This is a genomic window from Nocardiopsis sp. NPDC058789 (assembly GCF_042745575.1).
GTDB lineage: Bacteria > Actinomycetota > Actinomycetes > Streptosporangiales > Streptosporangiaceae > Nocardiopsis > Nocardiopsis eucommiae.
Genome location: NZ_JBHYOW010000010.1, coordinates 198,181 through 210,355, shown reverse-complemented (window position 1 = coordinate 210,355; position 12,175 = coordinate 198,181). Strand labels below are relative to the sequence as shown.

General features: G+C 70.5%; 11 protein-coding genes. All 11 read right to left on the bottom strand.

Going from position 1 to position 12,175, the window contains the following annotated elements; genetic code table 11:
• Positions 1 to 23 precede the first annotated feature (23 nt).
• Positions 24 to 914: a DivIVA domain-containing protein gene (locus ACFW3L_RS17095; RefSeq protein ID WP_378741405.1), complete on the bottom strand. Its 891-nt coding sequence runs from the start codon at positions 912 to 914 to the stop codon at positions 24 to 26.
• 126 nt (positions 915 to 1,040) lie between these two features.
• Complete coding sequence (locus tag ACFW3L_RS17090) at positions 1,041 to 1,340, bottom strand: YggT family protein (RefSeq protein ID WP_378741403.1); 300 nt, start codon at positions 1,338 to 1,340, stop codon at positions 1,041 to 1,043.
• A 39-nt stretch (positions 1,341 to 1,379) separates the two neighbouring features.
• Positions 1,380 to 1,907 carry a cell division protein SepF gene (locus ACFW3L_RS17085; RefSeq protein WP_017544502.1) on the bottom strand — a complete coding sequence of 176 codons (528 nt, stop codon included), beginning with the start codon at positions 1,905 to 1,907 and terminating at the stop codon, positions 1,380 to 1,382.
• Between the two features lie 140 nt (positions 1,908 to 2,047).
• Positions 2,048 to 2,776 (bottom strand): YggS family pyridoxal phosphate-dependent enzyme, encoded by a 729-nt coding sequence (locus ACFW3L_RS17080; RefSeq protein WP_378741401.1) that lies wholly within the window; start codon positions 2,774 to 2,776, stop codon positions 2,048 to 2,050.
• Between the two features lie 85 nt (positions 2,777 to 2,861).
• Positions 2,862 to 3,581 (bottom strand): peptidoglycan editing factor PgeF, encoded by a 720-nt coding sequence (gene pgeF / locus ACFW3L_RS17075; protein ID WP_378741399.1) that lies wholly within the window; start codon positions 3,579 to 3,581, stop codon positions 2,862 to 2,864.
• A 159-nt stretch (positions 3,582 to 3,740) separates the two neighbouring features.
• On the bottom strand, positions 3,741 to 5,219 hold the full coding sequence (gene ftsZ / locus ACFW3L_RS17070; RefSeq protein ID WP_378741397.1) for a cell division protein FtsZ: 1,479 nt from the start codon (positions 5,217 to 5,219) through the stop codon (positions 3,741 to 3,743).
• Between the two features lie 456 nt (positions 5,220 to 5,675).
• Positions 5,676 to 6,428 (bottom strand): cell division protein FtsQ/DivIB, encoded by a 753-nt coding sequence (locus tag ACFW3L_RS17065; RefSeq protein WP_378741395.1) that lies wholly within the window; start codon positions 6,426 to 6,428, stop codon positions 5,676 to 5,678.
• Between the two features lie 12 nt (positions 6,429 to 6,440).
• The gene (gene murC / locus ACFW3L_RS17060) at positions 6,441 to 7,895 is read right to left on the bottom strand and encodes a UDP-N-acetylmuramate--L-alanine ligase (protein WP_378741393.1); all 1,455 of its coding nucleotides are present in this window, start codon (positions 7,893 to 7,895) and stop codon (positions 6,441 to 6,443) included.
• Positions 7,892 to 9,052: an undecaprenyldiphospho-muramoylpentapeptide beta-N-acetylglucosaminyltransferase gene (gene murG / locus ACFW3L_RS17055; RefSeq protein WP_378741391.1), complete on the bottom strand. Its 1,161-nt coding sequence runs from the start codon at positions 9,050 to 9,052 to the stop codon at positions 7,892 to 7,894. The genes murC and murG overlap by 4 nt, the downstream gene beginning before the upstream one ends.
• A complete protein-coding gene (gene ftsW, locus ACFW3L_RS17050; protein WP_378741389.1) occupies positions 9,049 to 10,491 on the bottom strand; it encodes a putative lipid II flippase FtsW in 1,443 nt (480 codons plus the stop codon). Before ftsW ends, murG begins: the two co-directional genes overlap by 4 nt.
• A 213-nt stretch (positions 10,492 to 10,704) precedes the next feature.
• Entirely contained in the window at positions 10,705 to 12,174 is a 1,470-nt protein-coding gene (gene murD / locus ACFW3L_RS17045; protein ID WP_378741387.1) for a UDP-N-acetylmuramoyl-L-alanine--D-glutamate ligase, read from the bottom strand.
• Between the last annotated feature and the right edge of the window lies 1 nt (position 12,175).

The following is a 12,175-nucleotide window of genomic DNA, read 5'->3' as shown; positions in this document are numbered from 1 at the left end:
TCGGAGCCGCGGTCGCTGACGGGTCAGCGACGCTCGTGAGGGGCCTCACCCGGGTGGAAACCACCGTGCTGGGCGGGCTCGGGCTGACCGAACGGGCTGCCGCCGGGGCCGTGCTGCTGGAGCGCGGGGGTCCCACCGGACTGGGGGGCCATCGTCTGGAACCCACCCGTGGTGTTCGGGTTGGGCTCGATGGACTTGCCCTCCTCGTTGAGCTCGCGCAGCTGACGCTCGAAGTAGTCCTTGAGACGGCTGCGGTACTCGCGCTCGAAGTCCTTGAGCACGTTGACCTTGTGCTCCAGCTCCTCGCGCTGCTGGACCAGGCTGCCCATGACCTGACGGTGGCGCTCCTGCGCGTCACGGTCGAGGTTCTCGGAGCGGGCCCGGGCCTCACCGATGATCTGGTCGGCCTGGCGGCGCGCCTTGCCGAGGATGTCCTCGGACTCGTGGCGGGCGCGGCCGAGGGTCTCGTCCGCCTCACGGCGGGCGTCGGAGATCGCCTGGTCGGCGGTCTGCTGGGCGAGCGCCAGAACGCGGGCGGCCGTGTCCATGTTCTCCTCGCCACCCATGGCGAGGTTGGCGCCGGTCATGCCCATCTGCGGCTGCGGCGCCGGCGGCTGGGGCTGCGGCTCGACGGGCTGCTGCGCCTGGACGGGCTCCGGGCGCATCTGCTCCATCTGCTGCGGAGCCTCGGGGGCCTGCTCCTGCTGCTGGAAGTCCTGCATACCGGCGTTGGGGACCTTGCCCCTCAGGCACTCGGCCAGCTTGCCGCGCAGTTCCTCGTTCTCCTGGATGAGGCGGTCCAGCTCGGACTCGACCTCGTCGAGAAAGGCGTCGACCTCTTCTTCGTCGTACCCCGGCCGGAGCCGGGTGGTACTGAACTGCTTGTTCCGCACATCAGCGGGTGTCAGCGGCATGTTCGTCTCCTTGGCGCGCTTGGAGTCTGTCCGTAGGGACGCTACCTGATCGTGACCTTACGGCAATCCAGATCATGACCAAGACCACATATCGGAATCCGGGGCGTCTTTTCCGCCCGCGATCCCCTACGCGAAGCTTGCCATCATGCCCCTCAGAATGCTCTGAAGGATGATCACGGCGAAGAAGAGAATCAGCACACTCAGGTCGAGTGCGACGCTTCCCAGCCGGATCGGCTTGATGAACCTGCGTAGGAACCTCAGTGGCGGGTCGGTGATCGTGTACACGATCTCGGCGAGCACGAGCACGAACCCGGTCGGCCGCCAGGTCCTGGAGAAGGACATCACCATCTCCAACACCACCCGCGCTATCAGCACGAAGACAAACAGCTGAAGCAGAAGCAGCAGCACGTACAGGACCATACTCACGGTCGTTCCCCGACCCAATCTCTGGACAAATGTGATGATCTAGCTCTGATTGAAGAACCCTCGCTCGGCGATCCGCGCCTTGTCTTCGGCGGTCACCTCGACGTTGGCCGGGGACAGCAGGAACACCTTGTTGGTCACGCGTTCGATACTGCCATGGAGACCGAAGATCAGACCAGCCGCGAAGTCGACGAGACGCTTCGCGTCGCTGTCGACCATCTCGGTCAGGTTCATGATCACCGGTGTACCTTCCCGGAAGTGCTCTCCGATCGTACGCGCCTCGTTGTAGGTGCGTGGATGGAGCGTGGTGATCCGAGCGAGGTCGGCGGTTGAGGCTGTCGTGGTCGTTCCACCGCGCCGTTCACCCGTTCCCAGGTAGTCGCCGGTGTCCGTCACAGCGTCGCCTCGTGTTTCCTCGCCCCGTGGAGTGTCGGCGTCGCGGTCACGCTGCTCCTCCACGCCCTCGTCGAAATCGTCGAACTCATCATATTCGTCCGCATAGCGGTGATCGTAACGGTCGTCCTCCACGAGGCCGAGGTAGACCGCCATCTTGCGCATCGCGCCGGCCATCTCATGTCCTCCGTCGTCCCCGCGGCGTTCTCACCGCAGCCGACTCCTCCGTCGTTTCCGGCCCCTGCGCCCCGCCTCAGCGGGGTGTTCGTCCATTCGGGCGAACGCCACAGACGGGCCCCAAGGTCTATGTGGGGACATTACCCCACGATCGGTCCCCGAGCGCCAAGCAACGCCGTGCCGAGTCGCAGGTGTGTCGCGCCTCTTCCGATCGCGGCCTCCAGGTCCCCGCTCATCCCCGCGGAGATCACCGTCGCCTGAGGGTAGCGATCCCGAATCCGCGCCGCCACCTCGGCGAGGACCGCGAAGGCCGCGTCGGGGTCGCCGCCGAGCGGGGCCACGGCCATCACTCCCCCGAGGGTGAGCGCCTCGTGCGCGTCGATGCTCTCCGCGAGCGCCGGCGCGTCGGCCGGGTCCACGCCGCCGCGCGGACCGATCACCCCCGCCTGGGAGTCGGCGTCCAGGTTGACCTGCACCAGACAGGTCAGACGCCGTTCGGCGGCGGCGGCCCGGTCCCCCAGGGCCCGGGCCAGCTTCGCCCGGCCCACCGAGTGCACCACGTCGGCGTAGGAGGCCACGGAACGCGCCTTGTTGGTCTGAAGCTGGCCCACGAAGTGCCAGGTCAGGCCGAGGTCAGCGGTCTCCGCCACCTTCGGGGCCGCCTCCTGGTCGCGGTTCTCCCCGACGTCGTTGACACCGAGCGAGGCGAGAATACGCACATCACTGGCCGGATAGGTCTTGGTCACGCCGATCAGGGACACCTCCGCGGGATCGCGGTCGGCCCTGTGACAGGCCGCCTCGATCCTGGCCCGCGCGGCCGTGAGGTTGGCGCGGATCTGCTCGGTGCGCTCGCGGTCGGTCTCTGACACGGTCGTTCGTTCCTTCTGGTGTCGGTGGGGCGGCGCGTGACCGGAACCGGCCGTGGGAGTCGGCGCGGTCGGGCGGGTCGGAGGGTCAGGTGCGCCAGAGGAAGGAGGCGAACCGGCCGGTGGGCGCGTCGCCCCGGTGGGAGAAGAGTTCGGGGCTCTCCAGGGTGCAGCGGCCGTCGGTGACGATGTCGGTGACACCCGCCCGGCGCAGCTGGGCGGTGACGGCGGCGACCATGTCGACGCCCGTGGTGCCCCGGCGTGTCGTGGAGGCGGCCTCGGGGGTCCGCGCCGCGGTCTGGGCCTGGAGCTCGGGAGGGACCTCGTAGCAGCTGCCGCAGATGGCGGGGCCGAGGAAGACGGTGACGTGTGCGGGGGTGGCGCCCTGGGCGACCATCGTGTCGACCAGGTTGACCGCGACCCCGTTCGCGGTGCCCAGACGGCCCGAGTGGGCCGCCCCCAGCACTCCGGCGCGGGCGTCGGCGGCGAGCACCGGCAGGCAGTCGGCGGCCATCGAGGCCAGGACCAGGTCCGATCGGGTGGTGACCACGCCGTCGCAGGTACCGACCCCGCCGGGTTCGGCCGCCACGAGCACGTCGGCGCTGTGCACCTGGTTCATCCACACGACACGCTCGACGTCGAACCCGCACTCCTCGGCGGCACGACGACGGTTGGCGGTGACCGCCTCCCGGGTGTCGCCGGTACCCAGTCCGAGGTTGAGCGAGTCGTACGGTGCCGGGCTCACGCCGCCCTTGCGTTCGGTGACGGCGGCACGGACACCGTGCCCCAGGTCGATGACGTTGCCCATCGGTGCGACGTGGTCCTTCCCTCTGCCCCGGGGGAGGAGGAGTGACGGCGGGCGGATCGCCCCCGCCGTCCTCCGCCGCGCCCCACCGAGGGCGGCGACGGCCCCGCCGCAGATGGGTCGGGGCCGCTGACACGTCGATGGTACCGGGATGGTGCGGGACTACTTGAGGAACTCCGGGACGTCCAGGTCGTCGGGGTCGTCGAAGATGACCCGGCGACGCGGCGTGGGGACCTCGCTCCGACGCTCGGAGGCCTCCGACACCGCGTGGATGTGGTTCGCCTGCTCCTCCGGCTCGGTGTCCTCGGGCTCCGGGGCGACGGTCTCCTCCGCCTGAACCGACGGCGTCGGCTCCTGCTCGACCGGCTCGGGCTCGCCGTGCGAGACCGGGTAGCCGTTGCCCAGGGCGGGCTCGGCCGGGGCCTGGACCTGCTGGGGCTCGGGCTGGACCGGTTCCGGGGTCACCGTGGGCTGCACCGGCGGCATCGCGGGCCGGGGAGCCTCCTGCACCGGCTGGGCCGGGCGGGACGGAGCGATCCACGGCATGCTGGTGGCCGGCGCCCCGCTCGCGTCCGTGCCGGGGGGCGTCGCCTTCGCGGACGACTCCTCCCTGCCGGACGTGATGCCTGCCGTGGGGGCGACGGCCTCAGGAGGGTCCACCGGCTGGCGCTCCCGTGTGACGGAGCCGGACACCTCGGGCTCGTCGAAGCCCGCCGCGATCACGGTGACACGGACCTCGTCACCCAGGGCGTCGTCGATGACGGCGCCGAAGATGATGTTGGCCTCGGGCGCCGCCGAGTTGGCGACCAGCTGTGCCGCCTCGTTGATCTCGAACAGTCCGAGGTCGGAGCCGCCCTGGATGGACAGCAGCACACCGTGGGCGCCGTCGATGCTCGCTTCCAGCAGTGGTGAGGAGATCGCCAGTTCGGCCGCGGCGACGGCCCTGTCGTCCCCTCTCGCTGATCCGATTCCCATCAGCGCCGATCCGGCCCCGGACATGACCGACTTGACGTCGGCGAAGTCCAGGTTGATCAGGCCCGGCGTGGTGATCAGGTCGGTGATGCCCTGGACACCGGACAGCAGGACCTGGTCGGCCGCCTTGAAGGCGTCCAGGACGCTGACCTGGCGGTCCGAGATGGACAGCAGTCGGTCGTTCGGGATGACGATGAGGGTGTCGACCTCCTCACGGAGCATCGCTATCCCCGACTCGGCCTGGGTCGCGCGCCGCTTGCCCTCGAAACCGAAGGGGCGGGTGACCACACCGATGGTGAGCGCGCCGAGGGAGCGGGCGATGTTGGCGACGACCGGGGCTCCCCCCGTACCGGTGCCACCGCCCTCACCAGCCGTGACGAAGACCATGTCGGCCCCCTTGAGGACCTCCTCGATCTCCTCGCGGTGGTCTTCGGCGGCCTTGCGGCCGACATCGGGGTTGGCGCCTGCGCCAAGGCCACGGGTGAGCTCACGGCCGACGTCGAGCTTGACGTCCGCGTCGCTCATCAGCAGCGCTTGGGCATCGGTATTGATCGCGATGAACTCGACGCCCTTGAGCCCCTCTTCGATCATTCGGTTGACGGCGTTGACACCGCCGCCGCCGATACCGACGACTTTGATGACCGCGAGGTAGTTCTGCGGTGCTGCCACGACGAGGGGCCTTTCCGCTCGCATACGCCGTTCCGTCTCCGCGTCCGCTGGCCCTGGGGTCAGCGGGTGCGCCGGCGGTCCGGCATCCGGTTCTACAGTGTGCGTTTCGGGTACCCTCGCACAGCGCCCGGAGGCGACCGTGTGTGGGAGACCCGGGGCCACCGAAGACCGTTCTCGAACGGTTCCCGTGTACCCCTGAAAGCGTGTCTTACTGCGTTGTTGACGTTGGTTGTGCTTCCCGACAGTAAGCGGACCGTCGGGTGCGAGCAACCGGTGACGACTTCAGCCTAACGGCGTATAACGCGAGGAAGCGAAGTGCGCACTCGGCGCGTCGCGTCTGGAATGTCCTCGTGAGGGATTCGGTTCGCGGTGTCGAGCTCCCACTCGTACCCTCTGTCCCCACTCGCGCCTCTTGACCTGACTCCTGCGTGAGTATCCCGTTCCTTGGGACCCGCTTCACCGGACGATGGCGAGGTCGGGGGTTCCGACGTCGTAGACACGCCCCGCCTCGGGCGGGTGCTCGCGCATCAGCACGCGCAGCACCGCGCTCTTCGAGGCGGTGTCCCGCGCGTCGCCCCACTCCACGACCGACCCGTCACCGAGTTCCACGGTGATGTCGTCGGTGTCGGTGGCGTCGATCAGCTGTATCTGCGCGATGAGGGAGTCCGGGGCCTCCTCCACGATGTCGGCGGCGGCCCGGACCGCCGTGTTCTCCTCGATCTCCCCCGTGACCCGGACCAGCGGGTGCGTACCGGGCCGCGTGGCGGAGTCCTCGATCCGGACGCCGTCGCCGTCCACGAGCCGGTACTCCTCACCCATCCGGATGGCCAGCAGAGGGCGGCGCTCGACCACCTCCACCCTGAGGGTCGCGGGCCAGCCCCGGCTCACCTCGGCGGACTCGACCAGGTCGATCCCCTCGGCGCGGTCGCGGCCCTGATCCAGGTCCACCCGGATCAGGGGCGTGCCCGTCTCGACGGACACCGCCGCGACCACCTCCTCCTTCGACACCCGGTCCAGGCCGGTGACGGCGACGTCGCGCACCACCAGCAGACGGGAGCCGAGCAGCACCCACGTGACCACGCAGACCAGTGACACGACGAGCAGGACCGCGAAGGCGACCTTCCAGGGGTCCGACCCCTTGCGGACGGCGGCCTCCGGCCCCGCCTCGTCCTGTTCCGTGGTCTTCGCCCTCTGACAGTCAGCGGCCACGTGCGTGCTCCTCTAGCTGGTTTCGGTACCTTCGGCGTTCCGCGCCAGCTCCTCCACGATCAGCGGCCCCAGCTCGGTGACGTCACCGGCGCCCATGGTGAGGACGATGTCCCCGGGGCGGGCCAGCGCGGCCACCGTGCGCACGGCGTCCGCGCGGTCCGGCACGTACCGGACGTTGTCGTGGGACACCTTCGACGTGATGAGCTCCCCCGTCACCCCGGGCTCGGGGTCCTCGCGGGCGGCGTAGACCTCCATCACCACGACCTCGTCGGCCAGGCTCAGGGCGGTCGCGAACTCCTCCGCGAAGATCCGGGTCCGGCTGTACAGGTGCGGCTGGAACAGGGCGACGACCCGGCCCTCGGCGATCTCCTCGTCGGAGTCCTCGGAGAAGGAACGCAGGGCGGCGCGCGTGGCGCGCAGGTCCGCGTCGATCTCGGTGGGGTGGTGCGCGTAGCTGTCGTAGACGCCCACGCCGTCGCCCTCGCCCTTGAGCTCGAAGCGGCGGGCGGCACCGGCGAAGTCCGCGATCCCCTCCACCGCGACCTCCAGGTCGTGGCCGAGTTCGTCGGCGACGACCACGGACGCGGCCGCGTTCAGGACGTTGTGGCGCCCGGGGACGGCCAGGGTGCCGTCGATCGGCTCGCCGTCGACGGTGGTCAGCGTGAACTCCGTGGTGAAGCCGCGCGCGCGGACGCGGGTGATCCGGTAGTCCGCGTCCTCGGCCTCGCCGTAGGTGAGCACCCTCTTGCCGCGCTCACGGGCGAGCTCCGCGACCGTGCGGGCGCCCGGGTCGTCGATCCCGACGATGAGGGTGCGCTCCACCCGGTCCACGAAGTTCGCGAAGTTCGCGTGGATCTCGTCGATGCCGCTGTAGTTGTCCAGGTGGTCGGCCTCGACGTTGGTGACCACGGCGACCTTGGGAGAGAGCATCAGGAAGGACCCGTCGCTCTCGTCCGCCTCCACGGCGATGACCTCTCCGATCCCGGCGTCGGCACCGAGTCCGGTGGTGACCAGCTTGCCACCGATCACGTACCCGGGGTCGACCCCCAGGTGCTGGAGGACCACGGTGACCATGGAGGTGGTGGTGGTCTTGCCGTGGGTGCCCGAGACGGCGATCCCCTCGCGGCCCAGCAGGAGGGCGCCCAGGGCGGCGGCGCGGGGCAGGACGCGGATGCCCCGGGCGCGCGCCTCGGCGAGCTCGGGGTTGTCCTCACGGATGGCGGAGGAGACCACGAGCGTCTCGGCCTTGCCCAGGTTCTCGGCGGCGTGGCCCACGAAGACCTGGGCGCCCATCTGCTCGAGTTCGCGCAGGGTCTCGCTGTCGCGGGCGTCACTGCCCGAGACCTCGACCCCGGACTGGAGCAGCACGCGGGCGATGCCGGACATGCCGGCCCCGCCCAGACCGATGAAGTGGGTACGGCCGAGTTCGTCGACGGGGACCGGGTCGGTCGGTGTGACCAGGCTCATCGTGCGTCCTTCCCGTCGTCGTAGAAGGCGTCTTCGCCGTCGTCGTCGGACAGTTGCATGTCAGGGGTGGGCTTGTCGCCGCGGGCGATCGCGAGGACCTCCCGGGCCAGTTCGGTGTCCGCGTCGCGGCGACCCATCCGAGCCGCCGCCTCCGACATGGCCACGACACGGTCGGTGTCGGTGAGCAGCGGGATGAGCTGGCCGGTGATCCACTCGACCGAGACGTCGGCGTTGTCGACCATCAGGCCACCGCCCGCCTGGACGATCGGCTCGGCGTTCAGCGCCTGCTCGCCGTTGCCGATGGCCAGCGGCACGAAGGCGCCGGGCAGTCCCACGGCGGTGAGTTCGGCGCAGGTCATGGCACCGGACCGGCACATCGCCACGTCGGCTGCGGCGTAGGCCATGTCCATGCGGTCCACGTAGGGGACGGCGACATAGGGGATGCCGTCCTGGGTGAGGTCCTGGGGCTCGTCGGCGTTCTTGGGGCCGACCACGTGCAGGACCTGCACGCCCGCCTGGCGGAAGGCCGCGGCGGCCTGGAAGGCGGTCTCGTTGATGCGCTGGGCGCCCTGGGAGCCGCCGAAGATCAGCAGGGTGGGGAGGTCGGGGCGCAGGCCGAAGTAGGCGCGGGCCTTGTCGCCCATGGCCAGCCGGTCCAGCGAGGTGATCTGCTGGCGCAGCGGGATGCCGATGAACCGGCCGTTGCGGATCTGGGTGTGCGGGTGTCCGGTGAACACGTGCGGGGTGAGCCGCGCGCCGAGCCGGTTGGCCAGGCCCGGGAGCGGGTTGGCCTCGTGCACGACGATGGGGATGCGACGGCGCCGGGCCGCCAGGTAGCCGGGGGTGGCCACGTAGCCGCCGAAGCCGACGAGGACGTCGGCCTGGACCTTGTCGAGTTGTTCGCCCGCCGCGCTGAGGGCCCCGGCCAGCTTGCCGGGGACCGTGAGCAGTTGCGGGGTGAGCCTGCGCGGCAGGGGGACCGCCGGGATCAGGCCCAGTTCGTAGCCGCGCATGGGAACCAGCCGGGTCTCCAGGCCCCGCTCCGTTCCCAGGCAGAGGATCTCCGTGTTGGGTTCCACGCGCCGCAGCGCGTCCGCTAGGGAGAGTGCGGGCTCGATATGCCCGGCCGTGCCGCCTCCGGCGAGGGCTACCCTCATCGTCGCCGATTCCTCCTTGGCCGATCACCCGCCGGGACCGGTCCGCTGTTGTTCTTGGCCGTGGTCTTGGCACCCGTCTTCGCCCCGCGCTCACCCGACTTGCGAGGGGTGCGCGACGCGGTGGTGCGCTTGGAGGGCGTCGAACCGCTCTGTTTACGGACGGAAGCGACGATGTTCTCCAGGCCAAGCCAGCTTAGAGCCCTTTGGACCCGCGTGGGACCCCGGGCCGCCAGGGCCTTCTGGGCCTCGGGCTCGTTCCGGGCGATGGCGAGCAGCACCCCGAGCGAGATCATCGTCGGGATGAGCGCGGAGCCGCCGTAGGAGACCAGGGGCAGCGGGATGCCGGTCACGGGGACCAGGCCGATGACGGCCGCGATGTTGATCATGGACTGGCCGATGATCCAGGTCACGATGGCGAAGGCGGCGAGCCGGGAGAACGGGTCCCTGACCCGGAAGGCCACGCGCAGACCGGCGTAGCCCAGCATGCCGAACAGGCCGAGGACCAGCAGGGAGCCGAGGAGCCCGAACTCCTCACCGATGATGGCGAAGATGAAGTCGGACTCGGCGAAGGGCAGGAACCCCCACTTCTCACGGCTGGCGCCGATACCGACCCCGAAGAGCCCTCCGGTGCCCAGCGCGTACAGGCCGTGCAGGGACTGGAATCCGGAACCGCTCGGGTCCGACTCGGGGTCGAGGAACACGGCGATACGGGTCATGCGGAAGGGCTCGATCGCGATGACGATCGCGGCCAGGCCCAGGACCAGCCCGAACATGGCCACGAAGAGACGCGCGGGCGCGCCCACCACCCACAGCAGGCTCAGGAAGATGAGCAGCAGCACCAGTGAGGTGGACAGGTCCGAGCCCAGCAGCACGAGGAGCACGAGGAGTCCGCAGCCTGGCACCAGCGGGATCAGCAGGTGCCGCCACTCGGTGAGGTCCTTGAGCTCCTCCTTGCGGGCCAGGATGTTGGCACCCCACAGGGCGAAGGCGAGCTTGGCCGGTTCGGAGGGCTGGATGACCAGGCCGCCGACCTCCAGCCACCGCATGGCGCCGTTGACCTCGGTGCCCTGGAACGCGGTGAGCAGCAGCAGTGCCACGGACAGGATCATCGCCGGGTAGCCGACCATGCGAAAGACCCACAGGGGCAGCTGGGAGGCGATCACCATGAGCGGCAGGCCGATCATGGCCGACACCATCTGGCGCTGGACCACGGAGAAGGCCGAGCCGGTCTCGGTGATGGAGTTGACCATCGTCGAGGACAGCACCATGACCAGGCCCAGCGAGATGAGCATCACCGCGGTACTGAGGATCAGGTAGTAGGAGGTGAGGGGTCGGTCCAGGGACCGGGCCCACTCACGCCAGAGGCCCCGTTCGCGGCCACCGGCCGCCGTGCGCTCCCGGGTGCGGGACACCCCGGGAACCGTTGTCGTCGCCGCCATCCACACCCTCCGCACGATTCGCGCCTCAATACTTGCGTACCGGCGGGTCGGGAACCGTGGACATTTCCCGCGTGTTGGCCATCTTTGGCGGTGTGCGGGGTGCTACGCGACACACAGGAGGCCACCCGCACGTCCGAAATGACGCAGGGGTGGCCTCCGGTGACTCAGTGACAGATCGGGCCGCCGCTCGTCCGGGCCCGTGTCCGGCGCCCCTCAGGACCGGCGGTGGACCGCCTCAGCGAAGAACCGGCCCCGCTCGGGGTAGTTGGTGAACATGTCCATGGAGGCTGCGGCCGGGGCCAGCAGCACCGTGTCGCCCTCCTCGGCGAGCTCGGCGGCCCGGGCGACCACCGCGTCCATCACCGTGTGACCGGCGGGCGCGTCGGGTTCGGGGCCCGCCACCTCCACCACCGGGACCTCGGGGGCGTGCTCGGCCAGGGCCTCGCGGATGCGCTCGCGGTCGGCGCCGATCAGCACCGCGCCGCGCAGACGGGCGGCGGCCCCGGCGACGAGTCCGTCCACCTCGGCCCCCTTGAGCAGGCCGCCCGCGATCCACACCACGGAGTCGTAGGAGTTCAGCGACGCGGCGGCGGCGTGCGGGTTGGTGGCCTTGGAGTCGTCCACGTAGTCCACGCCCGCGACCGAGGCCACGTACGCGATGCGGTGGGGTTCGGGCACGAAGGCGGTCAGCCCCGCCCGGACCGAGGCGGGCGCGACCCCCAGCGATCGGGCCAGGGCCGCGGCGGCCAGGGCGTTGGCGACGTTGTGCGGAGCGGCGGGCCGTACGTCGGCCAGGGTGGCGAGCTCCTCGGCACTGCTGTGCGGCTCGTCCACGAAGGCGCGGTCCACCAGTAGGTCCTCGACCACACCGAACTCACCGGCGCCCGGTGTGTCCAGACGCAGGCCCACCACCGGGGTGTGCGGGTCGCCCTCCTCCTCGGCCAGGCGGACGGACCACGCGTCAGCGGTGTTGACCACGCGGATCGTGCCGCGTGCGAACACCTTGCCCTTGGCGCGGGCGTAGGGCTCCAGGCCGCCGTGCCAGTCCAGGTGGTCGGGGGCGACGTTGAGGACGGTGGCGGCGTGGGGGCGGACGCTGTTGGACCAGTGCAGCTGGAAACTGGACAGCTCCACGGCGAGGACGTCGTGCACGTGGCCGTCGGCGTCGGGCAGAACGGCGTCCACGATCGGGGTGCCGACGTTGCCCACCGCGAGCGCGTCACGGCCGTCCGCGCGCAGGATGGACTCCAGCATGCGCACGGTGGTGGTCTTGCCGTTGGTACCGGTGATGGCGAGCCACACCTGGTCGGCGGGCTTGAGCCGCCAGGCCAGCTCCACGTCCCCGATGACCTCCACTCCGGCCTCGGCGGCGCGGACCAGGAGCGGGGAGTCGGGACGCCAGCCGGGCGAGGTGACCACGAGGTCGCAGCCCTCGGGCAGGGGGGTGTCGCCCAGGACGACCTCAGCGCCTGCCTCGGTCAGGGCGGCGGCGACCGGGCGGGTGGTGTCGTCGTCGCGGCCGTCGACGACGACCACGCGGGCCCCCCGGGCCAGGAGAGCCCTGGCGACGGGGGGCCCGGAGACACCCAGACCGGCGACGCAGACCCGCGCGCCCACGAAGGGATCGTCTCCCCCTGCGGGGGCGGCGGAGCGGGACGAGTCGGAAGGATGGAGGTGCGGCATG

Coding starts and splice junctions, on each gene's coding strand:
- ACFW3L_RS17095 (WP_378741405.1), bottom strand. CDS start 914: ATGCCGCTGACACCCGCTGATGTGCGGAACAAGCAGTTCAGTACCACC.
- ACFW3L_RS17085 (WP_017544502.1), bottom strand. CDS start 1,907: ATGGCCGGCGCGATGCGCAAGATGGCGGTCTACCTCGGCCTCGTGGAG.
- pgeF (WP_378741399.1), bottom strand. CDS start 3,581: ATGGGCAACGTCATCGACCTGGGGCACGGTGTCCGTGCCGCCGTCACC.
- murC (WP_378741393.1), bottom strand. CDS start 7,895: ATGAGCCTGGTCACACCGACCGACCCGGTCCCCGTCGACGAACTCGGC.
- murG (WP_378741391.1), bottom strand. CDS start 9,052: ATGAGGGTAGCCCTCGCCGGAGGCGGCACGGCCGGGCATATCGAGCCC.
- ftsW (WP_378741389.1), bottom strand. CDS start 10,491: ATGGCGGCGACGACAACGGTTCCCGGGGTGTCCCGCACCCGGGAGCGC.
- murD (WP_378741387.1), bottom strand. CDS start 12,174: ATGCCGCACCTCCATCCTTCCGACTCGTCCCGCTCCGCCGCCCCCGCA.